Here is a 25,598-nt window from a genome sequence, read left to right as displayed (position 1 = left end):
GCGAACCTGCGCACCCACTTGTGCGCCGTCGTGCGTGATATGCCCATCTCCGCGGCCACATGCGCCACGGGGCGGCCGGAACGGACACGGTCGACGAGCAGCCGCCTGCCGTGAACAGTCAGCCGGGCATTACGGTGGGACACGAAGACCTCCGTGCGTGGTGTGAAGCCTAGACACCTCCACCACACCGGAGGTCTTCGCCATGATCAAGACCCGCGACTGTCAACAACGCTCGTGATCAATACACCTAGGGCCTGCGCAGGATCCCGCCGTACTCGTAGATGCCCTTGTTGTCCTTGGTGGCCCCGACGTAGGGCGACAGCGACGGGTGCACCGGGGCCAGCGGCGGCTGATCCGGGTCCGGACGCCAGTCGGCCAGGTCGACCATTCCAGGGTCCACCGGCACCAGCCCCTCCACCAGCGCGTCGACCTCCGCCGGGGTGCGGGTCTGCCACGGGATGCCACCGGCGGAGATGTGGGCGGTCATCTCCGCGCCACGGGCGGGATCGTCGGCGACGACATGGGAGAAGCCCACGTAGCTCCCCGGCGCCGCCCGGTCGATGACCGTGCGCAGGACCCGGCTCGGGTCGTCGGCGTCGACGAGGTGGTGGCCGACGGACAGGAACAGCACCGCCACCGGCTCGTCGAAGTCGATCAGCCGGCGCACGTCGGGATGGTCGATCACCGACTGCTGGTCCCGCATGTCGGCCGTGATGACGGTGGTCGTCGCGCTGTCGGCGAGCAGCGCCTGGCCGTGAGCGAGCACGATCGGGTCGATGTCGACGTACGCGACGCGGGCTTCCGGGGCGAAGCGCTGAGCCACCTGATGGACGTTGTCGTCGGTGGGCAGCCCGCAACCCATGTCCAGGAACTGGCGGATCCCCACCTCCTGGGTCAGGTAGCGGACCGCGCGGAAAAGGAACTGCCGGTTCTGCCGGGCGATGTCCACGCACTCCGGGAAGGCCGGCAGCGTGGACAGCAGGAAGTCCCGGTCGACCTCGTAGTTGTCCTTGCCGCCCAGCATCCAGCCGTACGCCCGTGCGGAAGTCGGCACGTCGTACGGTATCGAGACCTTCTCGGGCCGGTGCTCGTCGATCACAGCGCGTTCCCCCGCTTCTTCCGGGCTGTCGGTGTGCCAGGCCACGTCGCGGCGACCCTACTTCGCCCCCGCGGACGGCCGACCGTATCCGGCCGGCCTTCTCCGTACCGCCCGTCGAGGACGCCGAACCGGTCGAAGCGCGGGGAGCCGCTACGGCGGCGCATCGGGCGGCGGGCCGAGGCCGTCGGACCGGTCGCTGCCCTGTCCGCGGTAGGTCAGGCGGGTGCGGAGCCAGCGGGAGAGAGCGGTGGCGGCGGCGGTGAGGAAGACGAAGGTGTAGAGGATCTGGAGGACCGTCACCATGCGGGCGCTCTGGCCGCGCGGGTGGATGTCGCCGTAGCCGACCGTCGCCAGGGTGACGACGGTGAAGTACAGGGCGTCGATACGGGTGCTCAGGCCGGTGAACTCGCCCGACTCCCTGGCGAGGGTGTGGTACGCGCCGGAGAAGACGAGCACGGACAGGCACATCAGCAGCGGGATGGCGACGCCCGGGCGGGTGCCGGGGCGCTGGGTGAGCACGTCCCTGACCTGGAAGAGGAGCAGCAGGGCGATCGACACCAGCGCCAGGGCGAAGAGGGTCCAGCTGACGGCGGGGCGGTCGGGGCCGAGCTCCTCCAGGGGGAGAAGGAAGTACGCCACGGTCATGAGGCCGCCCACACAGAGGGCGGCCAGCCTCAGCCCGGCCCGCCCCGGCCGGCGTGCCGCACCGTCGTCCGCCATCCGTGTGCCTCCCCGCTCGCCCGCTTGCCGTCGTCGCCCACGATCGGCCGGGCCTTCGGCCCGCCGCCATCCGGGCACGGCCGAACGGCGCACGCACCCTGTGCCGGGCAGGCCGGCGGGGCGGCACAAGGGGTGATGGTCCGGCCCGGGGTCACGGGCCCCCCGGCGTACGGCTCACGGTCCGGCCCAGCGCGTCGGCGGCCCGCGCGAACCGGGCCGCGTCCAGGACGGCGGCCCCGCCTGGATCGTTGTTGAAGTACACGTACACGTCGTCCTCGTCGGGCCAGGCGTCGGTGATGCGGCCGGCCCAGGACTGCAGCGCGGCGCGGCCGTAGCGCGGCGGCGGCTGGGCGAGCCCGGCGTGGAAGCGTACGTAGCCCCATGACGCCGTCCGCCACAGCGGTGTCACGGGGCGAGACCCGCGGTCCGCCCAGCACAGGGCGGCGCCGTGCCGTTCCAGCACCGTACGGAGCCGGGGCTCCGCCTCCCACCACGAGGCGTGCCGGAGTTCGACGGCCACGCGGACGGCGCGGGGGAAGCACTTCAGACAGGCGTCCAGTGCGTCGGTGTCCGCCTTGAAGTTCGGTGGCAGTTGCAGCAGGACGGGACCCATCCGGTCGCCGAGGCCCGCTGTCCGGTCCAGCAGCCGGTGCACCGGCTCCGCGGGCTCCCGGAGCCGCTTCAGGTGGGTCAGGAAGCGGCTCGCCTTGACCGCCATGACGAACCCGTCCGGCGTCCGCTCACGCCACGACGTGAAGATCTCGGTGGTGGGGAGCCGGTAGAAGGCGTTGTTGTTCTCCACGGTGGCGAATCGCGCGGCGTACTCCTCGAGCCACAGCCGCTGCGGGAGGCCGGGCGGATAGAGAATGCCGCGCCAGTCCTTGTACTGCCAACCGGAGGTTCCGACCAACATGGGCATGGGCTGATGCCTGCCCGCGCGGCGCGGGGTCTATCGCCGCCACGGGGGTGCCGGCGGCGTGCCGCGTGGGTGGCGCGGGCCGGGCCGCGGGCCTTTCCGCCGCTCGTTCCGCCTCGCGTGCCGCGGGCCGGAGAAGGCCGGAAGAACGACCCCGGAGAAGGCCGTTCAGGCCCTGTTGTTACCTGCGGGAACACTTTCCAGGCGGGTGGCCCTGCTCCACTATGGGGTCCTGTTTCCGGCCAGTAACACGGGAGCCCCTCCGATCACGGACGGGCGGATCTGCCGCGTCGTCACTGAACGAGGAGTCAAGAGGGTGTCCAAGCCGAAGCTCCAGAAGGCCGTTGTGGACGCGGCGGCCGAGAACGCCGGCTGCACCGCTCTGCCCGACGGGGAACTGACCGAACGCATCCGCGCCGGCGCCCCGTCCGCGTATCCCGCCGTCCAGGAGCTCAGGCGCCGCCACATGCCGGCCCTGCGCAGCTACGCCATGCTCTGCGGTCGCAATACCCTCGCAGGCAACCAGCTGGCGGTGCAGGCCTTCGACCTCGCCACCCAGGAGGCGTGCCGGGGCATCGGCCCCGAAGGGTGCTGGGGCCGACACCTGCTGACGGTGCTGCAGCGGATCGGGCTCACCTGGGCGGCGGGCAGCCGCCGCGCCCGGCTCGAACCCGGCTTCGCCGCGTGGCTCGACGACAACACCGATGTCGCGCCGCCGTATCCGCCGGATTCCCCGCGGCCCCGGCTCCGGGCGACGTCCCCCATGCTGACCGGTTTTCAGCGGCTGCCCGAGCAGACCAGGGGCGTCCTTTGGTACGCGGTGGTCGACGACGAGCCGGACGCCACGGTCGGAACGTTCGTCGGGGTGAGCCCGGCCACGGTCCCCGAGCTGCGGGCCAAGGCACTGGAGGCGCTGCGCCGCGCCTACATCCAGGCGTATCTGGAGCACAGCGGCAGCAGGAAGTGCCAGGGCTTCCGTCGCATCATCGAGGCGGCGTCGCAGCCGGGGGACGGGCGGCGCAGCAACGACCTGGCCCTTCATCTCGCCGAGTGCGCCGGCTGCGCCCGGCTGACCGGGGAGCTGAGCCGGATGGCGGCCGGCCCGCGGGCCGTGCTCGCCGAGGGCCTGCTCCGGTGGGGCGGCACGGCCTACGCGGCCGGTGGCCCCGTACGGGCCCGGCTCGCCGACGCACCCGCCACCATCGAACGGTGGGAGACCAGGACGGCGGCGCTGCCCGTGCCGCACGCCTCCGCCGGCCGCCTGCGACTGAGCGGCGGGACGGTGGGCGACGGTGCGCGGCGGCCGTCCCGGCTCACCGTCCTCGTCGCGCTCGCGGTGGCGGCCGTCGTCATCGGGACCCTGGTGACGACCGGGTCCGGGGACCCGGCTCCCGCACGGGACCGTGACCGTGCCGGCGCGGAGGAGCCCTCGCGATGGGAGGCACGGCCGCCCGCCACCCTGCCCACGGCCGTGTCCTCGGCGACCGCCGCGCCGTCGCCGTCACCGTCGAAGAAGCCCTCGGCGTCACCGAGCCGCACCACCCCGGCACCCACGACGGCGGCCCCGGCGCCCGAGCCCCCGCCGCCCGCTCCTTCCAAGAGCGCGCCGCCCCGGCCCGTGCCCATCGCCGCCGGCAGCGGGTACACCCAGGTCGTCAACGCGGCCTCCGGCCTGTGCCTGGACATCGCGGGCGGTGTCATGGAGGACCGCACCGACGTCCTCACCGCCCCGTGCGACGGAACCCCGAGCCAGCGGTGGAAGCTGGAGCCCGTCGGTCTCCTGCGCAGCAGCGCCGACCCCGACTACTGCCTGGACTCGCGCGGTGCCACGGACCGGGGTGTGGGCATCTGGTCCTGCTCCTCCGTCCACGGCAGTAACGGTCTCAACCTGCTGTTCATCGTCGACTCCGCCGGAGCCGTCCGCCCCCGGATCGCGCCGGACTTCGCGCTCGAACCGCTCGGGGACTCCGGCGGCGGCACCCTCGACTTCGATCCGGTCGACGGGGACAGCGACCAGCGCTGGACCGCCGGCCGCTGACCCGCGCGAGAAGACCACCGGTCCACGGTGTCCGGTGTCGTCCCCGCCCCGGCTGCCCGGTGTCCCGCAGGGCAGTACCCGGGTGGCGCCGCCGGGACCGGGTGCCGTCAACCGGTGGAGCAGGGGGCCCCGTTCAGAGTGAAGGAAGCCGGCTTCGCGGTGTTCCCGGTGTGGCTCGCCTGGAGGCCGATCTGCGTGCTCGCCCCGGCGGCGAGCGTCCCGTTGTACGTCAGGTTCCTCGCGGTCAAGGCGCCGCTGCTCGGGCTGTAACTCGCACCCCAGCCGGAGGTGATGGTCTGGCCGGCCGGCAGGGTGAAGGCCAGCGTCCAGCCGCTGACCGGTGCGGTGCCCGTGTTGGTGATGGTCACGGTCGCCGTCAGACCGGCGTTCCACGCGCTGGTCGTCCAGCCGATCCGGCACGCCCCCGGGGTGGGGTCAGGGCTGGGACCGGGGTCCGGCGGCGGGGTGGTGCCGTCCAGTCCGAAGAACGCGACGGCGCCGGCCGCCATGCCACCGGTCGGCAGGGTGTGGCCGGCGCCCTGGACGCTGATGGCCTCCACGGGCGCCTGGCTGCCGGTGGCGCCGTAGCGGGTGCGGGTCCGGTCGGGCTGCGGACGGTCGGTGTACGCGGGTGTCCGGCTCACGCCGTGGACGTCGGTCCACTGGTCGATCTGCTCGGCGAAGTTCGGATGGCGCAGGGTGCTGTCCTCGGTGCCGTGCCAGATCTGCATCCTGGGCCGCGGCCCGGTGTGACCGGGGTACGCGGCACGGACCAGGGCGCCCCATTCCTGCGGCGTCCGGTCGACGGCGCCGTTCGCGCAGGCGCTGTTCCAGCCGGAGCCGTCGGTGGTGGCGAAGCACGAGTGCGGTACGCCCATGAAGGCCGCGCCCGCCCGGAACACGTCGGGGTAGTTGCCCAGCAGGACGTTGGTCATCATGGCGCCGGACGAAGCGCCGGTCACGAAGATCCGGCCCGGATCGGCGCCGTACCGCTGCTGGACGTGGGCGATCATGGACCTGATGCCCACAGGGTCGCTGCCTCCGTCGCGCCGCAGCGCCTGCGGCGAGGAGACGTCGAAGCAGTTGCCGCTCCGCGTCGCCGACGGGTAGACGACGATGAATCCGTACCGGTCGGCCAGCGACGCGAACTCCGTGCCCGAGTGGAAGGCCGGGCCGGATCCGGTGCAGTAGTGCACGGCCACCAGCACGGCCGGACGCTCGCGGACGCTGTCCGGTACATAAAGATGCATCCTCAGATTGCTCGGGTTGGTGCCGAAGGCCGTCACCTCCGTCAGCGAGGCGGCCGACGCCGGGGGCGCGGCTACGGCGACGAGGAGCGCCGACAACAGGGGTAAGACGGCGGCCACAAGCGCTGTGAGCAGTGCTCTCACCGGCCGTCCGGCCGTGGTCGGCACGTGCGGGGATCTGTCGGTCATGTACCTGTCCTTCCTAGACTGCCTGCCGTGAAGGGACTGCTGCTGCGGCTGTCCGCGCTCGACGCGGACGCCGCCACCGCCGTACGCGTGATCGCGCACTTCGAGGCGCTGCTCGGCGGTGGTCTCGAACCGGCGTCCCTGGCCCGGTCCACCGCCGGACTCGCCGGATGCCCGGCCGGACTCGAACTGCCCGACGGCCGCTCGGCGCGGTCCGGACCTGACGGCGTCGCCCTCCGGGGCGTGCCCGAGCACGTCTCCGGACGGGTGGAGCTGGAGCCGGCCGGTGGGGTCTGGCTGGAACGGCCCGGGGCGCCGGGCCCGTTCGACGAACTGGTCCTTGAATGGATGGCCATCACCGCCCGGGTGCTGGCGGGCCGCCCCTGGCAGTCCCGGGTGCCCCAGGCGGCCGATCCGGCGCTGGTCGAGCTGGTGCTTTCCGGCCGGGAGGACGCACCGGACCGCGTCCGGGCGCTGCGTCTGCTGGGCCTGTCGCCCGATGCGCCGCTGCGGGTGATCGCCGTGGCCGGGCGGGCGGGGACGGACGTGGGGATGGAGGCCGTGGCGCTGCTCGGGCGCGGGGGTCTGCGGGGCACGGTCAGAGTGGCGCGGGCCGGGTCGCTGGGGGCGGTGCTGGTGCAGCGCCTGGAGGGCCCTGGCCGTGCGGGCGACGCCGCGGGCGGCTTCCCGGACGGCGGCACGTCCCGGGACGGGTCCGCTTCGACGGCCTGTGAGCTGCGGTCGGCCCTGCACGAACGCGTCCGTGAGCGTGGCACCGCCCACGGCACCGCGCAGGGGATCCGGGTGGGCGTCGGCGGCGGCGCCGACCCGCTGGACGCGCGTACCTCCTGGGCACAGGCGCGTTCCGCGCTGCGCTTCGCCGTGCCGGGCAGCGCGCGCGAGGCGGTGGTGGACCACGACGAACTCGGCCCCGTCGCGCTGCTGGCGGACATTCCGGTGGAGCGGCTGCGCGCCCAGGAGGACGTACGGCGGCTGGGGAGGCTGGCCCGCGGCGAACGCGGCGAACGCGAGCGGGCCGGCCACGGCGGCGAACTCCTGGCGGCCCTGGCCGCGTTCTGCCGCACGGGCTCGCTGCGGCAGGCGGCCGGCGAACTCCACCTGCACCACAGCTCGGTGGCCGCCCGCCTCACGCACGTCGAGAAAGAACTCGGGTGGCGGCTGCGCGACCCGCAGGACCGGTTCCGCGCACAACTGGCGCTGTACGCCCTACGGCTGGCCGACGGCGGCGAGGGCTTCGGCGGCGGATGAGCGGTCACCGGCTTCACCGGTCCAGCGCGCGTCGCAGCACGGCGACCGCCTCGGCGGTCGCGCCCTGAATGACACCGGCGTGCTCCACGGCCCACGCGCCGTGGAAGGTGCCGGGGATCAGCCGCAGCTCGGTGGGCACCGCGGCGGCCGCCAGGGCGCGGGCGTAGGCGACGCCCTCGTCCCGCAGGGGGTCGAACTCCATCACGGAGACGTACGCGGGCGGCAGCCCGCGAAGAGCGGAGACGGTGGCGCGGGCGGGAGCCGCGTACGGGGAGACCCCGGCGCTCCTGCGCAGGCCGGGCCCGAGATACGCCTCCCAGCTGAGGGCGGCGCTGCGCCGGTTCCACACGGGCGTGTCGGTGAACATCCGGGCGCTCGCGGTCCGGAGCCGGTCGTCCAGCGCGGGGCTGCACAGGTGCTGGAAGCACAGTGCGGGCCCGCCGCGGTCGCGGGCGAGCAGCGTCAGCGCGGCGGCCAGACCCGCTCCGGCGCTGTCGCCCCACAGGGCGATCCGGTCGGGACGGACGCCGAGCCGGCCGGCGTTCCCGGCCAGCCAGCGCAGGCCGGCGTAGCAGTCGTCCAGCGGCGCGGGGAACGGGTGCTCGGGGGCGAGGCGGTAGTCGACGGAGACCACCAGGGCCTCGAGCTCCCGGCACAGCAGCAGGTTCCAGTCGTGGTCGACGTCCGGGGACCCGAGGACGAAACCGCCGCCGTGGATGCTGTAGACGGCGGGCAGCGGCCCGGCCCCTGACCCCTGCGGCCGGTAGGTCCGCAGCCGCACCGCGGGTGCGCCGTCCGTTCCGGGGACGAGGACCTCGCCGACCTCCACCCCCTTCGTGTCCGTCGCCGCGACCGCCACCGCCAGCTGCTCGGCCTGGGCGGCACGGGCGCGGCCGATGTCGGTGATGTCGACCTCGGGCATCATCGGCAGCGCCGCGGCCAGCTCGGGATCGAAACGGTGGCGCGAGAGCATGCCCCTCCTCCGGTCGGTCCTCCGTGACGCCGCGGTGCACGCGCGGCTCCGTGGCTCCGCGCCTGCGCGACTCTGCGGCTTGAAGGGGTCGCGACTCCGTGGCGCCGTGCTGAGACGGTGTCACGCACGTTCTCCCAGGTCATCAGACGTGTGTCGGGACAACGGGTGCACCGGACCGACAGCCGTCCGTTCTTCGGGCGTCCTGCGGGTCGCCGCCGGCCTTCAACAGCCCCGTAGACCTCGTCCCACCTGCGCAAATGCGCTCGAGGCGGCGGAACCGGCCGCTCTTGACGCCCACTCGGCGGGATCCCTACGTTCTCCCCCGCCAGGCCGCCGGGCCGCAGCTCCTTCCACGGACCGCGATACGACGCGCGCGGCCCCGGGACACCACCCGTGCAGGGGACGGCCAACGGACACCACCCGCGTACGGACACCGGACACCACCCGGCGCACGGACATCCGGCACCAAGAGAGGGACCACCTTGACCACTTCGGCGAACACCACCCCCGGCGCCGTCCCACCGCGCACGCGCCTCCCTCACCGTCCCCGGCTGGTGCCCCTGCTGCTCGCGGGCGGAGTGTGCCTGGGCGCCCTGACCGCGACGGCGCCGGCCCACGCCGCGCGGGCCGACGCCACGATCGTGGAGTCCACCCGGCACGGCGGGAGGAGCGTCGCCCTCACCTTCGACGACGGACCCGACCCCGACGACACCCCCCGCCTTCTCCAGGTGCTGCGCAGGCACCACGTCAAGGCGGTGTTCTGCCTCTGGGGCGACCACGTCCGGGAGCATCCGGAACTCGTGCGCGCGATCGTCGCCGGCGGCCACACCCTGTGCAACCACTCCATGCACCACGACGACCTGGCCGGCCGGACGCCGGAGGAGATCCGCGCGGACCTCGAGCGCACCGACGCCGAGATCCGCCGGGCGGCCCCCGGCGTACGCATCCCCTACTTCCGCGCGCCCTACGGCAGTTGGGGCAAGAGCCCGGAGGTGGCGGCCGCGCTCGGCATGCAGCCGCTGGGATGGCGGCTGGCGATCGGCGACTGGGAACCGCCGGGCACCGACGAGTTGGTCCGCCGGGTCCTCGAGGGCGTCACGCCGGGGGCGGTCGTGCTGCTGCACGACGGAGGCGGCGACCGCAGCCAGAGCGTGGCGGCCGTCGACCGGATCATCCCCGTGCTCAGGGCCGACGGCTGGCGTTTCGACAAGCCGGCCCGCCGAGGCTGACCCGCTCCGACGACGCTCCTGGAGGCAGCGAATGACAGCACGACCGACGTGGTCCCCTGCCCGGGGCCGCGCACGAAGAGCCGGCCGTCACCTGCTGGGCCTGCTCGCCGGCGCCCTGCTCCTGGCCATGGCCCCGGCCACCTCCGCCCTGGCCGGCGCCCCGCCGGCGCCGGACGGGCACGCCGCCGGCGGGGCCTGGACGGGCACCTGGTCGACGACTCCCACAGCGGTGCCGGCCTCGGACACCACCGCGTTCGAGAACCAGACGATCCGGCAGACCGTCCGCACGAGCATCGGCGGTGACCGGATCCGGGTCCGGTTGTCCAACGAGTTCGGCGAACGGCCTCTGGTGATCGGCGAGGCGCGGGTCGCCCATCGGGCCCACGACGGACCGGCCTCCCGTATCGATCCGCGCACCGACCGGCCGCTCACCTTCGGCGGCCGGACGTCCGTGACGATCCCCGCGGGCGCGCCGGCGGTCAGCGACCCGATCCCGCTGCGGGTGTCCGCGGGATCCGACCTCGTGGTGAGCATCCACCTGCCGGAGCGGACCCCGGGCTCGACCGTCCACGCGTTCGCCTTCCAGCACAACTACGTCGCGTCCGGCAACGTCACCGGGCGGACCGACATCGACGCCTCCGCCACTGTCGACCGCTGGTACTTCCTGACCGGTGTGAGTGTGAGCAGCGGCCGGCCGGGGCGCTCCTCGGCCGTCGTCGCGTTCGGCGACTCCATCACCGACGGCTCCGACACCGACGTGAACGCCAACCACCGCTGGCCCGACTTCCTGGCGCGGCGCCTGGAGGCGGCCCCCGGGCCGTACACCGTCGGCGTGCTCAACCAGGGCATCAGCGGCAACCGTCTTCTCCACGACCCGAACCCACCCGCCGGGTCGGACGCGGAGAACTTCGCGGCGTACTTCGGACAGAGCGCGCTGCGGCGCTTCGACCGCGACGTCGCCGCGCAGCCCGGGGTCCGGCACGTCATCGTGCTCCTCGGCGTGAACGACCTCGGCCACCCGGGCACGGTCGCGCCCCCGTCGGAGAAGGTCTCCGCGGCGGACCTCATCGACGGGCACCGCCGGCTCATCGCCCGCGCGCACGAGCGCGGCCTGAAGGTCCACGGAGGCACGATCCTGCCGTTCAAGAACGACACCTTCGGCTTCTACAGCCCCGAGAACGAGGCCGCCCGCCAGGCCGTCAACCACTGGATCCGCACCAGCGGCGAGTACGACGGGGTCGTCGACTTCGACAAGGCGCTGCGCGACCCGGCCGACCCGCAGCGCCTCCTCGCCCGCTACGACAGCGGCGACCACCTGCACCCGGGCGACGCCGGGGCCGAGGCGATGGCCGCGGCGGTACCGCTCCACCTCCTGCGCTGACCGGGGTACCGGGCCCGGGCGCCTCCGCCCGGGCCCGGTACCTTCGCGCCCCGGGGGAACCGCCCGGCCTCAGGACTGCGTGGTGTCCTGCGTACACGGGACGGGAAGACACCTGGCGGCTGGAAGGAGTTCCGGATGGGCGACGGTACGGCACTCGCGGAGCGGATCGCCGAGCGGCGGGACGGCTCCGGCGATCCGATGGCCATGGTGGGCGAGTTGCGGCGCGCCCTGGTCCTCGTCCCTGTCGACGCGGGCGGCCTGTGGACGGCGCAGCTCGGCGGGGTGCGCTGGATCTGCGCCTTCACCAGCGAGGAGGCACTCGCCCGGTTCGCGCGCGCCCGTGACGCGGGGGACGGCCAGGAGACGGGCCGGTCCTGGGAGTTCGCCGAGATCCGCGGGGCACGGCTGCTCGACGAGATCGTCCCGGCCATGGGCGTACCGGCCGGGGTGGCCGTCGACGTCGCCGACCCGGACGGGGCGATGGTCTTCCCGCCTGCCCTCGGCATCGTGCCCGACGCCGTCGCGGTCGACGCGCCGGCCGCGGAAGGGGCCGCCTGATGGGCGGCGGGGCGGAGGACCTGCGGGTCGGCCCGGAGAGCGTCCAGCGGATCACCCAGGGCCTGCGGTCGGCGATCGCCGAGCTGCGGGAGGTCGGCACCGGGACGGGGGCCGTCCTCGGCAAGGGGTTCTCCGACCTGGCGATGACCGGCATGGAGGCCGGACACCACGGCCTCTCGGTGGACTTCGAGGACTACTGCGAGCGCTGGGAGTGGGGCGTGCGGGCGTTGATCCAGGACGCCAACACCATCGCCGCGACGCTCGGACTCGCCGCCGGGATGGTCTGGGAGGAGGACCAGTACCTCCAGGGCACCTTCAAGATCGCGGTGAACGCCGCCGTCGGCAACCCGCACGCCTCCGAGGAGGACATCGTCAAGCAGAACTGGGGCGATGTGTTCACACCCGACTACCTGAACCCCGACTGGAGCCAGGAATCCTTCCAGCGTGCGGGTGAGGACGCCGCGCAGACCTGGAAGGACACCGGGCGGGCGGTGCTGACGGAGGGCAACGGCGGGCGCCAGTCGCAGATCCTGAACGAGATGCTGGGCGTGGACCAAGGGGCGTTCGACCGGGCCGTGGACGACACGTTCGGACCGTCTCCCGAGGAGCGGGCCGCCCAGCAGCAACAGCCGGGTACCGGGGGGAACTGAGCCGTGGGCATCGGGGATTTCGTCAGCGACATCACTCCGGACGTCGTCGAGGACGCGGTCGAGGACGGCACCGAGTGGCTCGGCGACCGCGTCGAGGACGCCGGTGACTGGACCGCCGATCGGCTCGAGGACGTGGGCTGGGAGTCGGGCGCGGACTGGGTGCGCGAGCAGTCCCGTTCGCTGGCCAACCGGATGGGCGCAGAGGTCGACGAGATGGACCTCGGACAGACCGAGGACAAGACCAAGCTCATCTACGGCAGCCCCGACAAACTGCGCACGACCGCCTCCCATCTGCGGGATCTTCAGACGTCGTTCGACCTCGTGGGCGAGGGGCTGAAGGGCCTGGACTCCTCCGCGATCAAGGGTGAGGCGGCGGACGCGTTCCGCGAGACGGTCTCGATCGAGCCGCCGAAGTGGTTCAAGGGCGCGGACGCCTTCGGCAAGGCGGCCGACGCGCTGGCGAGTTTCGCCCTGACGGTCGAGTGGGCGCAGCGGCAGGCGCAGACCGCCATCGACAAGTGGAAGGCCGGCACCAAGGCGTCGTCGGAGGCGCTGGACGCGCACAACAAGAAGGTCGACGACTACAACAGCGCGGCCGACCGCTACAACGCCCAGCCCGAGGACCAGCGGGACCCTTCCTCCCTGCCGCCGAAACCGGGCGCGTTCAGCGATCCGGGCAAGGCGCAGATGGAGGAGGCCCAGGAGATCCTGGCCGAGGCCCGCAAGCAGCGGAACGCGGCGGCGGACACCGCGCGCACCGCCGTGCAGGCGGCCAGGGACGCGGCGCCCCCCAAGCCGTCGTACGCCGAACAGGCCATGGACGGCCTGGAGGAACTGCAGGTGATGCAGACCCACTTCGGCGCGGGCATCGTCAAGGGAACGGCCGGCCTCGTCACCTTCGTACGCGGCATCAACCCCACCGACCCGTACAACCTGACCCACCCCGCCGAGTACCTCACCAACCTGAACAACCTGGCCTCCGGGCTGGTGCTGGTCGCCAACGACCCGTGGGGCGCGGGCAAGCAGATGCTCGACAACTTCATGAAGGACCCCGCGGAGGGCTTCGGCCGGCTCGTCCCCGACCTGCTGCTCACCGCGGCCACCGGCGGCGCGGGGGCCGGGGTCAAGGGAGTCCGGGTCGCCGCGGAAGCGGCGGACCTGGCCAGTGACGCCAACCGTGCCCGCAGGCTGATCGACGATGTCCCGAACGGCACCCACGACCGTCCCGACGGCCGGCGTCTGATCGACGAGACCGACCCCGTCGACCTCGCGTCCGGCCGGATGTTCCTGCCGCAGACCGACGCCGTCGTCCCCGGCACGCTGCCGCTCGCCTTCACCCGCCGTGTCGAGTCCGGTTACAACGTCGGGCGCTTCTTCGGGCCGTCCTGGTCCTCCACCGTCGACGAACGCCTGGAGATCGACGCCAAGGGCGTCGTCCACGTCACCGACGACGGCCTGCTGCTCACCTACCCCCACCCGGTGCCCGGGGTCCCCACCCTTCCCGAGTCGGGTACCGGGCGCCGTCTGCTCACCCGCGAGGAGAGCGGAGACTACACCGTCACCGACCCGGAGAGCGGCCTGACCCGCCACTTCACCGCTCCGTCCGGCGCCGAACCGGGTGACGACGGGGACGCCTGGCTGGAGCGGATCAGCGACCGGAACGGCCACAGCGTCACCGTCGACCGCGACGAGCTCGGCACGCCGCTCGCGCTCGTCCACTCGGCGGGCCGCCGGCTCGCGGTGGGCACGGCGGACGGCCGGGTGACCGCTCTGTCCCTGGTCCTCCCCGACGGCAGCGAGCAGCCGGTCGCCACCTACGGCTACACGGACGGCAACCTCACCGCCGTCACCAAACCCTCCGGGGCCACGCTCACGTTCGAGTACGACGAGCGCCGGCGGGTGATCGCCTGGATCGACTCCAACGGCAGCCGGTACGACTACGCCTACGACGACCAGGACCGCGTGATCGGCGAGGGCGGCCAGGCCGGCCACGTACAGATCACCCTCTCCTACGGCCTTCCCGACCCGGCCACGGGACACCGGGTGACCGAGCTGACCACCGCCGACGGCCGCACCACCCGCCATCTGATCGACAGCGCCTGCCGGGTCGTGGCCACCACCGATCCGCTCGGCCACACCACCCGCTACACCCATGACGCGCGCGGGAACCGACTGACCCGCACCGACGCCCTCGGGCGGACCACCTCCTACACGTACGACGAGGCGGGCAGGCTGCTCGCCGTCATGCACCCTGACGGCACCACGATCAGCACGGTCCGCGACGAACGGGGCCTGCCCGTGGAGTTCACCGAGGCCGACGGGACGCGCTGGCTCCAGGAGTTCGACGACCGGGGCAACCGCGTCCTGGTCACGGACCCCTCGGGCCGCACCACCCGGTACGCGTACGACTCCCGCGGGCATCTCGTCTCCTCCACCGACGCGCTCGGCGCCGTCACCACCTTCCGCTGCGACGCGGCCGGCATGCCGCTGGAGGTCACCGACCCGCTCGGCGGCACCACACGGTGCGAACGCGACGCCTTCGGCCGGCTCGTCCGCATCACCGACCCCCTCGGCGCGGTCACCACCCTCGAGTGGACCGCCGACGGCGAGCTGGCCCGGCGCACCCGCCCGGACGGCAGCAGCGAGTCGTGGACGTACGACGGGGAGGGGAACTGCACCGGCCACACCGACGCGACCGGGCGGACGACCCGCTTCGAGTACACCCACTTCGACCTGCCGGCCGCCCGCACCGGCCCCGACGGCGTGCGCCACGAATTCGAGCACGACGCCTCGCTGCGGCTCGCCAAGGTCACCGACCCGCAGGGCCTGACCTGGTCCTACAGCTACGACGCGGCCGGCCGGATGGTCTCGGAGACCGACTTCGACGGGCGGACGGTCAGCTACACGATCGACCCCGTCGGCCAGGTCGCGGCCCGTACGAACCCCCTCGGCCAGACGGTCTCCTACGAGCGCGACCAACTCGACCGGGTCGTCAGGAAGGACGCGGCGGGCGCCGTTACCACCTACGCCTACGACCGCGCCGGGCGGATGGTCCGGGCCACCGGCCCGGACAGCGAGCTGATCCAGCAGTACGACCGCCGGGGGGATCTCAAGGCCGAGCTCGTCGACGGCCGCCCCCTCACCTACACCTACGATTCCGTGGGCCGCCGGGTCCGCCGCATCACTCCCACCGGCCGTGTCACCACCTACGGCTACGACGCCGCCGGCCGGCCCACGCACCTCACCAGCGGCACGCATCGCGTCTCCTTCACCCACGACGCGGCGGGACGCGAGCTGCGGCGCGTCTTCGGCGACTCCCTCGCCCTGGCGTCGATCTGGGACGAGACCGGCCGCCTGGCCGGCCAGCACCTCACGACCGGCGCCCGCACCATCAACCGCCGGGCCTACACCTACCGTGCCGACGGTCACCTCACCGCACTCGACGACACCCTCCGGGGCTCCTTCCGCTTCGACCTCGACCCGGCCGGCCGGGTCACTGCGGTGACGGCCGCAGGCTGGTCGGAGACGTACGCCTACGACGAGGCAGGGAACCAGACCTCCGCCTCCTGGCCCGCCGGCCACCCGGGCCACGAGGCCACCGGCCCCCGCGACTACACCGGCACCACCATCACCCGTGCCGGGTCTGTGCACTACGAACACGACGCCGCCGGCCGCATCACCCTGCGCAGAAAGACCCGGCTGTCCCGCAAGGCCGACACCTGGCACTACACCTGGGACGCGGAGGACCGCCTCACGGCCGTCACCACCCCCGACGGGACGCGCTGGCGCTACCGCTACGACCCGCTGGGCCGCCGCACGGCCAAGCAGCGCATGGCCGACGACGGCGAGAGCGTGGTCGAGGAGGTGCTGTTCACCTGGGACGGCGCGACGCTGTGCGAACAGACCACCACCGCCCCCGAACTGCCGCGCCCCGTCGTCCTGACCTGGGACCACCACGGTGCGCAGCCGCTCGCCCAGACCGAGCGCATGCTCGGCGCGGACGCGTCCCAACAGGCCGTCGACGAACGCTTCTTCGCCATCGTCACGGACATCGTCGGCACGCCCACCGAACTCGTCGACGAATCGGGTGACGTGGCCTGGCACACCCGCGCCACGCTCTGGGGCACCACGACCTGGACCAGGTCCGCCACCGCCTACACCCCGCTGCGCTTCCCCGGCCAGTACTACGACCCGGAGACCGGCCTCCACCAGAACTACTTCCGGCAGTACGACCCGGAGACGGCCCGCTACCTCACGCCCGACCCGCTCGGCCTGTCCCCGGCACCCAACCCGGCCGCCTACGTCCACAACCCGTTCACCTGGTCCGACCCGCTGGGTCTTTCGCCCTACCGGGGGCTGGGCCTCAGCGACGAGGCGATGAACGCCATCAACAAGCTGGAGAACATCAAGGCCGACCCGATCGGCCGTATCAACTCGGAGCCGAATCACAACCATTACTCGGCGGCCAGACGCGAGGCGGCGGGCGAGGTCGTGGCACGCAAACCGGACGGGACGCCGTTCGACCACGTCAAGGACCTGACGCAGGCACAGCAAGGGCTGGAGAACGTCCGTCGGATACTGTGGAAGGAGATGGAACGGCTGCCTGACGGTATGACCGAACGGGGCCTGGAAGTCCTCCTCAAGAAGCACGACGAGACCGTCTACCACCTGGACCGTGTGAAGGGGTTCCTCCATCAGATCGGTCAACGGTGACCAAGCCGCCCCCGGGAGCGCCAGGCGATGAGCACACCACCGGACGACAACAGCCACGCGAGAGAGCTGCGGGACCGGTGGGCCCGGCCGGAGAACGCCGACGTCCTCGCCGGTCTGCGTGCGGCGCTGGTGGGCGGCGGCGACTGGCACGGCCTGCTGCGTGAGTGGTCGCAGCCGTGGGGCACCGAGAACGACCTCGGAGGCATCCCGCTCGCCGGCACCGACCTCACGGGCACGGACCTCAAGGGCGTCTACCTCGGCTACGCGGACCTGCGGGAGTGCTCCTTGCGCGGCTGCGACCTCTCCGACGCGTCACTGACCGGCGCGGACCTCACCGGCGCGGACCTGAGGGGCGCGACGCTGACCGGGGTGAACGCCGGTCTCAGCGACCTCACGGGGGCCGACCTCCGTGACGTCCGGGCCGACGACGCCGTGCTGTCGCGCGCCCGTCTGGTGCGCACCACACTGCGCGGCGCGTCGCTGCGCCGGGCCAAGCTCCTGGCGGCCGATCTCACGGACGCGGACCTCACGGACGCGGATCTGTCCTCCGCCGTGCTCATCGGGGCGAGGACCGACGGGGCGGTCATGACCGGCACCCGGACGGACGGTGTGCGCCGCGGATCCCTGCGGCCCTGACTTCCCCGGCGAGCGGCCTTCGCCACGCACTGTGATCATCGCCCGTCCCTGTGGATGAGACACGGCCGGACCGAGCCGGTCGTCGGCCTGGAGTTCGTCCGCGCCCGCAAGGCCGGCGAGAGCCCGGAGGACGACGAAGAGGCGGAGTCGGTGAAGACCTCCGTCTGACCGCGCGACACCGCCCCGCTCCCGCCCGCGCGGGAACGGGGCACGGCCAAGGGCCCGTGCACACCGACCATCCGGTGTGTACGGGCCCTTGCCGGTGCCCTCCTGCCGGCGTGCTTCCGGCGTACGGGGCACGGCTCGCCGAGGCGCCCGGACGCTCACGTACCGAGCGTCCCGCCGCGGGTAGGGTGACCGCCGCCGGGGCGACCGGCCCGGCGTGCCGCGCAACCGGCCGCGCGCGGGAAGAGCGGTCGTGGCAGGGACACGCGAAAGGGTGACCGCCGTGGCAGGACGCGCGACACGGTTGTGGCACTCGCTGACGACCGTCCATCCCGCACGCACGGTCGTCGCGGCGTTCGCGGGGGTGATCCTGCTCGGGACGGCGCTGCTGTCACTGCCGTTGTCCTCGGAGCAGAGCGGCGCCACCGGGTTCGTGACCTCCGTCTTCACGGCGACCGCGGCCGTGTGCGTCACCGGGCTCGCGGTGGTCGACACCGGCAGCTACTGGAGCGGATTCGGTGAGGGAGTCATCCTCGCCCTGATCCAGGTCGGCGGCTTCGGCATCATGACGATGGCCTCCCTGCTGGCGCTGCTGGTCTCCGGGAAGCTGCGGCTGCGCATGCAGCTGACGGCCCAGGCGGAGACGAAGAGCCTCGGCATCGGGGACGTGCGTCGCGTGCTGATCGGCGTCGCGGGCACCACTGCCGCCGTCGAACTCGTGGTCGGTGCCGTACTCGCCCTGCGCTTCGGGTTCGGGTACGACGAGTCCGTCGGCGACGCGGTGTACCTCGGCTTCTTCCACGCGGTGGCCGCCTTCAACAACGGGGGCTTCAGCCTCCACGCCGACAGCCTCACCCGCTACGCGGAGGACCCTTGGGTGACCCTTCCGATCGCGGCTGCCGTCATCCTCGGGGGCATCGGCTTCCCCGTGTTGCTGGAACTGCTCCGCCATCGTGAGCGGCGCCGCAGGACTGGCCGCCGCGGCTGGTCGCTGCACACCAGGCTGACGCTGATGACCACGGCCGTCCTGCTGCTGACGGGGACCGTGCTCACCTGCCTGCTCGAGTGGACCAACCCGCTCACACTCGGCTCGTTCGACTGGGACGAGAAGCTGCTGAACGGCTTCTTCCACTCCGCCATGAGCCGCTCCGCAGGCTTCAACGCCCTCGACATCGGTGCGATGGAGGCCTCCACGCTGCTGATGACCTGCGCGCTGATGTTCATCGGAGGCGGCAGCGCGGGCACGGCCGGCGGCATCAAGGTCACCACCTTCGCGGTGCTGGGCGTCGCGATCCTGGCCGAAGTGCGGGGCGAGCCCAGCTCCGGGATCCTCGGACGGCGGCTGGCGCCGCACGTCCTGCGCCAGGCGCTGACCGTGGCGCTGCTCGGCGTGGGGCTGGTGATGGCGGCCACCCTCACCCTCCTCACCCTCGTCGAAGCACCCTTCGAGGCCGTGCTGTTCGAGGTGGTCTCCGCCTTCGGGACCGTCGGCCTGTCCACCGGGATCACAGCCGGCCTCCCCGTCTCCGGACAACTCGTGCTCGTCCTGCTCATGTTCGTCGGCCGGCTGGGGCCGGTCACCCTGGTGTCGGCACTCGCGCTGCGCGAGCGGACCCGCCGCTACCAGCTACCCGAGGAGCGACCTGTCATTGGGTAAGTACCTGAACGCCCTTCGCCGTCGCAGCCGCAAGGGCCACGCCGGCCGGCGCCCCGAACTGAGCGACCAGCGGGTCGCCGTGATCGGGTTGGGCCGGTTCGGCAGCTCCCTGGCACACGAACTGACCCGGCGCGGCTGGGACGTTCTCGGCATCGACACCGACGCCACGCTCGTCCAGCGCCACAGCGACGCGCTCACGCACTCCGCCGTCGCCGACTGCACCGACCCCGAAGTGCTCGAGCAGCTCGGCGTGCACGAGTTCACCAGCGCGGTCGTCGGCATCGGGAGCGACATCGAGGCGAGCATCCTGATCACCTCCAACCTGCTCGAGGCGGGCGTGCCGAACATCTGGGCCAAGGCGATCAGCCGCCAGCACGGCCAGATCCTCGAACGGCTCGGTGCCCACCATGTCGTGCTGCCCGAGCACGACATGGGGGAGCGGGTGGCGCACCTGGTGACCGGCCGGATGCTCGACTTCATCCAGTTCGACGACGACTACGCCCTGGTGAAGACCGTCGCGCCGGACATCGCCACCGGCATCCCGCTCGGCGAGAGCGCGGTCCGCTCCAAGTACGGGGTGACGGTGGTCGGCATCAAACGGCCTGGCCAGGACTTCACGTACGCCACCGCGGAGACGGTCGTCGAGTCGGGCGACGTCATCGTCGTCACCGGCAAGACCCGTGCGGTGGAGACGTTCGCGGCGCTCGGCTGACGTGGCGGCCGCCGACGAGCCCTCCGCACGGGGTCACCGGCGTGCCCCCGCGTCCGCCGTGATCAGTCGTGCCGTGAGTCGTGCTGACCGGTGCCGCAGCGGCGGTCCGGGCTCGGGGACCCGTGCAGCAGACCGCTCTCGGCGGTCAGACAGGCGAGTCGGGCCCGGCTCGTGCTGCCCAGCGCGTCGGACACCTTCTTCAGGTGGGTCGCCACGGTACGGACGCTCATTCCGAGCCGGGTCCCCTCGCGTAACCGGCCGTCGCGAGCCCCGCCCCGGGGGCGCACCCGGCGCCCCTCGCTCGGCGTATCCGCTGACCAGGGGCGGCGCCGCCTCGTCCCGGTGGCCTCGGCTCACCGTGCTTCGACGGGATTGACGGTGTTCAGCGGACGCGGCGTCGCCCGGAGCTCTTGGATCGCACGGCGATGAATATGACCTCGGCCACGACGATCACGATGCCGATGATCAAGAGGTAGATCAGACCCTCCACCACTACGCCGATGATGCCCAGGATCACGGCCACGAGAAGCAGGAACAGGATGAACGCCATACCGAGAACACCTCCTTTGGTGCCGGCCCGGCGCCGTCAGCGGCGCGCGAGCTGTCGCTCGCCGTTGGCGCCCGGCCGGTAGGCCAGGTCGTAGTGCTTGAAGACCGCTTCCTCCTCCTCGGCGGGCAGGACGTCGTCGGTTCCCATGGCAGGAGCGTTCTTCACCAGGCTCTTGGAGTGCGCGACCTTCACGTAGCCCGGTCCCAGAATCGCGTCGTCGAGGGGGACGAAGACCAGGCGCCGACGGGAGGGGAATCCGGTGAGGACGGTGGCCATGGCCGGCTCGTCGGTGGTGGTGTCGACGTAGATCGCTTCGAGGGCGCCGATCCTGTGCCCCTTCGGGTCGACGACGTCCTGGTCGCGCCACTCGCGAATATCGGCTGAATGGATCATGCCTTGCTCCCTGCGGGCGGGACGGCACCGGCGCAACGACCCCGGCGTATACACACCGGGGCCGCCCTTCCGGGTCGGTCGCACGTGAGAGTGTGCCGACCCACATTCATGCTATGCCTCGTGCGACTTTCCGGCATCGGGCCTCCGGTGACTTCATGGGGAGCGCGCTCATCAGGAAGACGTGCGCGGGGTGGATGGCCGTCCCGCCGTACCCGGCGTCTCCGGTCGGGAAGGGCCGATGTCGTCCGCGGCCCCGGCACCTTGCTCGCGGGCGTCGACGGTGGGCGCTCCGGCGGGTTCTGCCGATCGTCGGTTCCTACCGCGCGACCGGCCGGTTCCCGGCAGGGCATCGCTGTAGTGGAAGGCCGCGATCCTGGCGCCGTGCTGTGCGTTGAGCCGGTGGATGAGGAACATTCCCACGCCGATCATGGCGATGATCAGGGCGACTGTGATGATGGTTCCCATGTCCTCACCTCCCTCGGGAGGAGTCGAGGAGTTCGACCGGGCTCCTGCCCGCCGAGCCGGCGCCGCCGTCGGTTTCCCAGTCTTCCTCCCGGATCCGGGTCTCCGTCCCGTCCCGGACCTCGTCGTCGGCCATCAGCCTGCTGGCGGTGAGAAGGCCCCCCGGAGCGGCAGCGGCGGACATGAGCCGGGCGGCTGCGGCCGCATCGGTCTCCGGCGGGATCACCAGGAGGTCCATGCGACCTGTGGTGTAGGAGAGGACGATCAGCTTGTTCTGGTCCTGCTCGTCGGCGAACCAGCCCACGTGCACGGTGTGCCCGGTCACGCGCACCTTGCGCGGGATCACGGGCCAGTGGGTCGGGTTCACCGTGACACGAGTGACCCGGCCCCAGGCGGTGTCCAGCGCGTCCGTAAGAGCGGGGAGTTCACGGTAGAGGTCGCGGGAGCGGGGCCACCAGGCACCGTCCAGGAGCCCTGGGACCGAGCCCGCCCGCACCAGTGACAGACGGACCGGTGGCGACGGCACGAGCCGCTCGGTGATGGTTGTGCGTTCCATGGTCGCGGTCATGACGCGGACCTGCCCCCGGGCTCGTCTTCGACGTCCCGGTGTTGTTGCTCGCCGAGAACGGCACCAGCAGGGGAGCTGGTGTACGAGGTACTCCCGGTACCCCCACCGTACTCCGGTCGGCGGTTCGTTGACGGGTGTAAGACCGGGCAACTTCCTGGACGGGGGCCCGGATCCGCCGGTGCCGGCCCTTTGCACGTCACCTGTCCGCCGGGACGCCGGTCCTCCTCGTGCCCGGCGGCCGGGACCGGGCTCGAGCCGGGGAGCAGTTCACGCGGGTGGCTGAAGTACCTGGGCAGAGATGAGTACGTGCGCCCTGGCCGGTCATGACGCTAGCCAGGACGCTTGGACCATGCGACAAGGACTTGTGAAACTCTTTCCCCAGCTTGCGGCAGGCCTCGTACTGGCCACGGTGACGGCCGGGGCGTGGGCCGCCTGGCTGGGCTGGGACCAGCAGCGCGACGTGCAGCCCGACGGCACGACGACCGGCCCGTACGAGGCATGGCAGGTGATCGGGCTGGTGCTGACCCTGCTGGCGCTGGTGTACGGGGCGGTCTCCCGGGACTACATCGCGGCTGTGGCCGGCATACCGGTCGGCCTGACCGCCGCCGCCTATTACGACTGGTCCGACGACTCCAGCGGCCTCTTCATGGTCGGCGTGGTGATGGTCATGGTCGGCAGCCTCGCGGTGACCGCGGGCGTCGCCGCGGTGATCGCCTGTCTGACACGAGACGGACGCCGGAGCAGGCGCACCGCGTAGATCCGGGGCCGAGGGCCCCTCCGCGTGAATGGCCCTCGAACCGGCACAAGAACTGGCCCAAGGCTGTTCGTGATCACGCATCTAGCGTCATGGGCATGTCTGTTTCGCCACCGCGTCCGACGCCCACGGACCGAGCCGCGCCTCGTGTGCTCGCCGCCGCACAGTTGGCCAACTCCGTCGGGGACGGGGCCTTCTACACCTGCTCGGCGCTGTACTTCTCCCAGGTCGTCGGGCTGTCGGCCGAGCAGATCGGCCTCGGCCTGACGACGGCCTGGGGCGTCGGGTCCCTGGCGGGCGTACCGCTCGGGCAGCTCGCGGACCGCCGGGGGCCGCGCGGTACCGCGTTACTGCTGGCCCTGGCGACCAGCGCCACGGTCGTGGCGTTCCTCTTCATACGCTCCTTCGTGCCGTTCCTCGTCGCCGCCTGCCTGTACACCACCGCACAGTGCGGACTCGCGGCTGCCCGGCAGGCGCTGCTCGCAGGGCTGGTCGAACCGTCGGAGCGCACGGGCGTTCTGGCCCGGCTCCAGGCGACGCTCAACGCGGGTCTCGCCGTAGGGGCCGCTTTCGGCGGGCTCGCCCTGCACGCCGGCACCCGCGGGGCCTACCTCACCGTCTTCGCCCTGGACGCGGCCTGCTTCCTGGCCTGTGCGCTGATCCTGCACCGGTTGCCGCGGGTACCGCACGTACCGCCGGGCACGGGCACCACGCCGGGCGAGCCCAGGCTGGCGGTGCTGCGCGACCGCCCCTACGTGCTGGTCACGCTGCTGAACGCAATCCTGCTGCTGCGGCTGCCGCTGCTCAGTCTGGCCCTGCCGCTGTGGATCGCCCAGCGCACGGAAGCGCCGGAGTGGACCGTCTCGGCACTCTTCGTCCTCAACACCCTGGCGGTGACGCTCTGCCAGGTCCGTGTGGCCCGGAAGGTGACCGACACCGCGTCGGCGACCCGCGCCGTCCGCCGATCGGGACTTGTGATGCTCGCGTCGTGCGCGGTCTTCGCCACGACCGCCTTGTCCGGCCTCTCCGCTTGGCCGGCGCTCGCCGTACTGGCCCTTGGGGCGGTGCTCCAGGTCGCCGCAGAGATGCAGCACTCGGCCGGCGCGTGGCAGATCAGCTTCTCCCTCGCACCGCCCGACCGGATCGGCCAGTACCAGGGCTTCTTCGGCTCCGGCATCCCGGTGGCCCGCACGCTGGGCCCGGCCCTGGCCACCACCTTGCTGGTCACCTTCGGCCCGGCGGGCTGGCTGCTCCTCGGAGCGGTCCTCCTGGTTGCCGCGACGGCCATGACCCCTGCGGTCCGACGCGCCGAGCGCGTACGCCCCGACGCCTCCCCGATCCCTCGGTACGAAATCCCCCGCCGGAAGGCGGGGCGGTAACGGCACCGGATCCGTGCACGCGCCAGGTACGAGGCCGTTCCCCTGGGTCGTCGGCCACCAGCCTTCCTTCGAGCCGGTCCCGGCCTCGGCCGAACAGCGGCGAACGCGGCCGGGCGAGACGGAAATCGAGACGGTCCGCGCCGGCAGCTGTCTGCTCCGGCCTCCGGAACAGGGGGTGATGGGGCCCCGCCCTGAGACGGCCGGGTCAGAGGGCGGCGAGGCAGATGGCGGCGTAGTGCGCCGCGAAGGCCGTCACGGTGAACGCGTGGAAGACCTCGTGGTACCCGAACCAGCGGGGTGAGGGGTCCGGGCGCTGCAGGGCGTAGACGACTGCGCCGGCGCTGTAGAGGACGCCGCCGGCCACGATCAGTGTCAGTACGGCTGCCCCGCCGGTGTGCAGGAATTCGGGCAGGTAGCGCACCGGTGCCCAACCCAGGGCGAGGTAGCAGGGCGTGTAGAGCCAACGGGGAGCCCCCACCCACAGCACGCGGAAGGCGACGCCGGCCAGCGCGCCCGTCCATACGATCCACAGCAGGACCGTCCGCTGACCCGAGGGGAGCAGCAGTACGGCCAGGGGAGTGCAGGTGCCGGCGATGATCAGGAAGATGTTGGCGTGGTCGAGGCGCCGCAGGACGGCCTCGCCGAGCGGGCCCCAGGTGCCGCGGTGGTACACCGCGCTCGTCCCGAACAGCAGCCAGGCCGTGACGGCGTACACGGTGCAGGCAAGGGCCGCCTGCGGCGTGCGGGCCACAAGGATGACGAAGACGCCTGCGATCAGCGAAGCGGGGACCATCCCCGCGTGGAGCCAGCCGCGCAACTTCGGTTTGATCGGCTCCACGATGTCGGCTGCCCGTTCCACGAGAGCACCGACAGGACCAGGTTCTTCTCCCCCCTGGTCACCGGTCGACCCGGCCGGGCATGCCGCGTCGCTGTCGGAGTGCGGCGGGCCGGGGGAGGCAGGGTCATGTGCGGGGACGTGGGGATCTTGGGCAGCCATGCGGTCATGCTAGGCAGCGTTCGACGCTGGCCTCATCCCAGGTCTGTCTCAGCTCTGCAGAATAGTTTCCCTTCACGCCCGCCAAAATCTGTTCCCGCCAGAGTAGACATTGGGTGGTCGAGTGGCTATGTTTTCTCTCGTAGTCAAGGACGAAGGGCCCGGCCAGAGATGAACTGGCGGGCAGTAGTAGTGAGTTCGTTGTGCGGTGCGGCGGTGGAGTTCCGGAGCCGGGGTTGTTCGCAGGATGGCGACGGAGCTGACGGCCGTACCGGGTGGCTCGACAGGGGCTGCCATGAGCAGTACCGAGCAGTACCTCAGTAAGTGCAGTAGGCAGTCGGTACACAGT

24 protein-coding genes are annotated in these 25,598 nt (G+C 72.3%); 12 read left to right on the top strand and 12 right to left on the bottom strand.

Annotated elements, in window-relative coordinates; genetic code table 11:
• From ACIPJI_RS32360 to ACIPJI_RS32345, 4 genes are all read right to left on the bottom strand, one after another.
• Positions 1–143 (bottom strand): helix-turn-helix domain-containing protein (locus ACIPJI_RS32360; RefSeq protein WP_402250375.1); only part of this gene is annotated, 143 nt, incomplete at its 3' end.
• A 104-nt stretch (positions 144–247) separates the two neighbouring features.
• The gene (locus ACIPJI_RS32355) at positions 248–1,144 is read right to left on the bottom strand and encodes an SAM-dependent methyltransferase (RefSeq protein ID WP_402250362.1); all 897 of its coding nucleotides are present in this window, start codon (positions 1,142–1,144) and stop codon (positions 248–250) included.
• A 105-nt stretch (positions 1,145–1,249) separates the two neighbouring features.
• Positions 1,250–1,819: a potassium channel family protein gene (locus ACIPJI_RS32350; RefSeq protein WP_402250360.1), complete on the bottom strand. Its 570-nt coding sequence runs from the start codon at positions 1,817–1,819 to the stop codon at positions 1,250–1,252.
• A gap of 151 nt (positions 1,820–1,970) precedes the next feature.
• A complete protein-coding gene (locus ACIPJI_RS32345) occupies positions 1,971–2,738 on the bottom strand; it encodes a DUF72 domain-containing protein (RefSeq protein WP_356620848.1) in 768 nt (255 codons plus the stop codon).
• A gap of 313 nt (positions 2,739–3,051) precedes the next feature.
• On the opposite strand from ACIPJI_RS32345, the gene ACIPJI_RS32340 reads away from it, so the two are divergent.
• Positions 3,052–4,773 carry a ricin-type beta-trefoil lectin domain protein gene (locus ACIPJI_RS32340; protein ID WP_402250358.1) on the top strand — a complete coding sequence of 574 codons (1,722 nt, stop codon included), beginning with the start codon at positions 3,052–3,054 and terminating at the stop codon, positions 4,771–4,773.
• Between the two features lie 107 nt (positions 4,774–4,880).
• Here the strand turns inward: ACIPJI_RS32340 and ACIPJI_RS32335 are convergent, their stop codons facing one another.
• Entirely contained in the window at positions 4,881–6,209 is a 1,329-nt protein-coding gene (locus ACIPJI_RS32335) for a PHB depolymerase family esterase (RefSeq protein ID WP_402250356.1), read from the bottom strand.
• 27 nt (positions 6,210–6,236) lie between these two features.
• Between ACIPJI_RS32335 and ACIPJI_RS32330 the strand changes: the two genes are divergently transcribed.
• Positions 6,237–7,475: a helix-turn-helix domain-containing protein gene (locus tag ACIPJI_RS32330; RefSeq protein ID WP_356620845.1), complete on the top strand. Its 1,239-nt coding sequence runs from the start codon at positions 6,237–6,239 to the stop codon at positions 7,473–7,475.
• A 13-nt stretch (positions 7,476–7,488) separates the two neighbouring features.
• On the opposite strand, the gene ACIPJI_RS32325 is transcribed toward ACIPJI_RS32330, so the two are convergent.
• Positions 7,489–8,448: an alpha/beta hydrolase gene (locus ACIPJI_RS32325; protein WP_402250354.1), complete on the bottom strand. Its 960-nt coding sequence runs from the start codon at positions 8,446–8,448 to the stop codon at positions 7,489–7,491.
• Positions 8,449–8,930: 482 nt separating this feature from the next.
• On the opposite strand from ACIPJI_RS32325, the gene ACIPJI_RS32320 reads away from it, so the two are divergent.
• The 8 genes from ACIPJI_RS32320 (at position 8,931) to ACIPJI_RS32285 (ending at position 20,149) form a co-directional block, all read left to right on the top strand.
• Positions 8,931–9,677: a polysaccharide deacetylase family protein gene (locus tag ACIPJI_RS32320; protein ID WP_402250352.1), complete on the top strand. Its 747-nt coding sequence runs from the start codon at positions 8,931–8,933 to the stop codon at positions 9,675–9,677.
• 31 nt (positions 9,678–9,708) lie between these two features.
• Positions 9,709–11,058 (top strand): SGNH/GDSL hydrolase family protein, encoded by a 1,350-nt coding sequence (locus tag ACIPJI_RS32315; RefSeq protein ID WP_402250350.1) that lies wholly within the window; start codon positions 9,709–9,711, stop codon positions 11,056–11,058.
• 135 nt (positions 11,059–11,193) lie between these two features.
• Positions 11,194–11,616 (top strand): SseB family protein, encoded by a 423-nt coding sequence (locus tag ACIPJI_RS32310; RefSeq protein WP_402250349.1) that lies wholly within the window; start codon positions 11,194–11,196, stop codon positions 11,614–11,616.
• Positions 11,616–12,266, top strand: a complete 651-nt coding sequence (locus ACIPJI_RS32305) for a hypothetical protein (RefSeq protein WP_402250347.1) — start codon at positions 11,616–11,618, stop codon at positions 12,264–12,266. The genes ACIPJI_RS32310 and ACIPJI_RS32305 overlap by 1 nt, the downstream gene beginning before the upstream one ends.
• A gap of 3 nt (positions 12,267–12,269) precedes the next feature.
• Positions 12,270–16,979 (top strand): putative T7SS-secreted protein, encoded by a 4,710-nt coding sequence (locus ACIPJI_RS32300; RefSeq protein WP_402250345.1) that lies wholly within the window; start codon positions 12,270–12,272, stop codon positions 16,977–16,979.
• 27 nt (positions 16,980–17,006) lie between these two features.
• A complete protein-coding gene (locus ACIPJI_RS32295) occupies positions 17,007–17,615 on the top strand; it encodes a pentapeptide repeat-containing protein (protein WP_356620838.1) in 609 nt (202 codons plus the stop codon).
• A gap of 448 nt (positions 17,616–18,063) precedes the next feature.
• Entirely contained in the window at positions 18,064–19,437 is a 1,374-nt protein-coding gene (locus ACIPJI_RS32290) for a TrkH family potassium uptake protein (RefSeq protein ID WP_402250343.1), read from the top strand.
• The gene (locus ACIPJI_RS32285; RefSeq protein ID WP_307707465.1) at positions 19,430–20,149 is read left to right on the top strand and encodes a TrkA family potassium uptake protein; all 720 of its coding nucleotides are present in this window, start codon (positions 19,430–19,432) and stop codon (positions 20,147–20,149) included. Before ACIPJI_RS32290 ends, ACIPJI_RS32285 begins: the two co-directional genes overlap by 8 nt.
• Before the next feature lie 62 nt (positions 20,150–20,211).
• On the opposite strand, the gene ACIPJI_RS32280 is transcribed toward ACIPJI_RS32285, so the two are convergent.
• The 5 genes from ACIPJI_RS32280 to ACIPJI_RS32260 form a co-directional block, all read right to left on the bottom strand.
• On the bottom strand, positions 20,212–20,379 hold the full coding sequence (locus tag ACIPJI_RS32280; RefSeq protein WP_402250341.1) for a hypothetical protein: 168 nt from the start codon (positions 20,377–20,379) through the stop codon (positions 20,212–20,214).
• Between the two features lie 152 nt (positions 20,380–20,531).
• The gene (locus ACIPJI_RS32275) at positions 20,532–20,699 is read right to left on the bottom strand and encodes a hypothetical protein (RefSeq protein ID WP_356620835.1); all 168 of its coding nucleotides are present in this window, start codon (positions 20,697–20,699) and stop codon (positions 20,532–20,534) included.
• A 36-nt stretch (positions 20,700–20,735) separates the two neighbouring features.
• Positions 20,736–21,092, bottom strand: coding sequence for a PRC-barrel domain-containing protein (locus tag ACIPJI_RS32270; RefSeq protein WP_307707467.1), 357 nt, complete (start codon positions 21,090–21,092; stop codon positions 20,736–20,738).
• 171 nt (positions 21,093–21,263) lie between these two features.
• A complete protein-coding gene (locus ACIPJI_RS32265; RefSeq protein WP_356620834.1) occupies positions 21,264–21,557 on the bottom strand; it encodes a hypothetical protein in 294 nt (97 codons plus the stop codon).
• Between the two features lie 4 nt (positions 21,558–21,561).
• Entirely contained in the window at positions 21,562–22,122 is a 561-nt protein-coding gene (locus ACIPJI_RS32260; RefSeq protein WP_402250338.1) for a DUF5994 family protein, read from the bottom strand.
• 349 nt (positions 22,123–22,471) lie between these two features.
• Between ACIPJI_RS32260 and ACIPJI_RS32255 the strand changes: the two genes are divergently transcribed.
• On the top strand, positions 22,472–22,879 hold the full coding sequence (locus tag ACIPJI_RS32255) for a hypothetical protein (RefSeq protein ID WP_402250337.1): 408 nt from the start codon (positions 22,472–22,474) through the stop codon (positions 22,877–22,879).
• 89 nt (positions 22,880–22,968) lie between these two features.
• Complete coding sequence (locus ACIPJI_RS32250) at positions 22,969–24,255, top strand: MFS transporter (protein ID WP_402250335.1); 1,287 nt, start codon at positions 22,969–22,971, stop codon at positions 24,253–24,255.
• A 205-nt stretch (positions 24,256–24,460) separates the two neighbouring features.
• Here the strand turns inward: ACIPJI_RS32250 and ACIPJI_RS32245 are convergent, their stop codons facing one another.
• Positions 24,461–25,114: a hemolysin III family protein gene (locus tag ACIPJI_RS32245; protein WP_402250333.1), complete on the bottom strand. Its 654-nt coding sequence runs from the start codon at positions 25,112–25,114 to the stop codon at positions 24,461–24,463.
• Positions 25,115–25,598 lie beyond the last annotated feature (484 nt).

It is taken from the genome of Streptomyces sp. NPDC086835 (assembly GCF_044745705.1).
GTDB lineage: Bacteria > Actinomycetota > Actinomycetes > Streptomycetales > Streptomycetaceae > Streptomyces.
Note: the sequence above shows the minus strand (reverse complement) of the source record. Positions and strands in the feature narration are given on the sequence as shown.

Excerpts from the sequence above, each read along its gene's own strand:
- ACIPJI_RS32350 (WP_402250360.1), bottom strand. The coding sequence starts at position 1,819 with ATGGCGGACGACGGTGCGGCACGCCGGCCGGGGCGGGCCGGGCTGAGG.
- ACIPJI_RS32345 (WP_356620848.1), bottom strand. The coding sequence starts at position 2,738 with ATGCCCATGTTGGTCGGAACCTCCGGTTGGCAGTACAAGGACTGGCGC.
- ACIPJI_RS32335 (WP_402250356.1), bottom strand. The coding sequence starts at position 6,209 with ATGACCGACAGATCCCCGCACGTGCCGACCACGGCCGGACGGCCGGTG.
- ACIPJI_RS32325 (WP_402250354.1), bottom strand. The coding sequence starts at position 8,448 with ATGCTCTCGCGCCACCGTTTCGATCCCGAGCTGGCCGCGGCGCTGCCG.
- ACIPJI_RS32315 (WP_402250350.1), top strand. The coding sequence starts at position 9,709 with ATGACAGCACGACCGACGTGGTCCCCTGCCCGGGGCCGCGCACGAAGA.
- ACIPJI_RS32310 (WP_402250349.1), top strand. The coding sequence starts at position 11,194 with ATGGGCGACGGTACGGCACTCGCGGAGCGGATCGCCGAGCGGCGGGAC.
- ACIPJI_RS32305 (WP_402250347.1), top strand. The coding sequence starts at position 11,616 with ATGGGCGGCGGGGCGGAGGACCTGCGGGTCGGCCCGGAGAGCGTCCAG.
- ACIPJI_RS32295 (WP_356620838.1), top strand. The coding sequence starts at position 17,007 with ATGAGCACACCACCGGACGACAACAGCCACGCGAGAGAGCTGCGGGAC.
- ACIPJI_RS32280 (WP_402250341.1), bottom strand. The coding sequence starts at position 20,379 with ATGAGCGTCCGTACCGTGGCGACCCACCTGAAGAAGGTGTCCGACGCG.
- ACIPJI_RS32275 (WP_356620835.1), bottom strand. The coding sequence starts at position 20,699 with ATGGCGTTCATCCTGTTCCTGCTTCTCGTGGCCGTGATCCTGGGCATC.
- ACIPJI_RS32270 (WP_307707467.1), bottom strand. The coding sequence starts at position 21,092 with ATGATCCATTCAGCCGATATTCGCGAGTGGCGCGACCAGGACGTCGTC.
- ACIPJI_RS32265 (WP_356620834.1), bottom strand. The coding sequence starts at position 21,557 with ATGGGAACCATCATCACAGTCGCCCTGATCATCGCCATGATCGGCGTG.
- ACIPJI_RS32260 (WP_402250338.1), bottom strand. The coding sequence starts at position 22,122 with ATGACCGCGACCATGGAACGCACAACCATCACCGAGCGGCTCGTGCCG.
- ACIPJI_RS32255 (WP_402250337.1), top strand. The coding sequence starts at position 22,472 with ATGCGACAAGGACTTGTGAAACTCTTTCCCCAGCTTGCGGCAGGCCTC.
- ACIPJI_RS32250 (WP_402250335.1), top strand. The coding sequence starts at position 22,969 with ATGGGCATGTCTGTTTCGCCACCGCGTCCGACGCCCACGGACCGAGCC.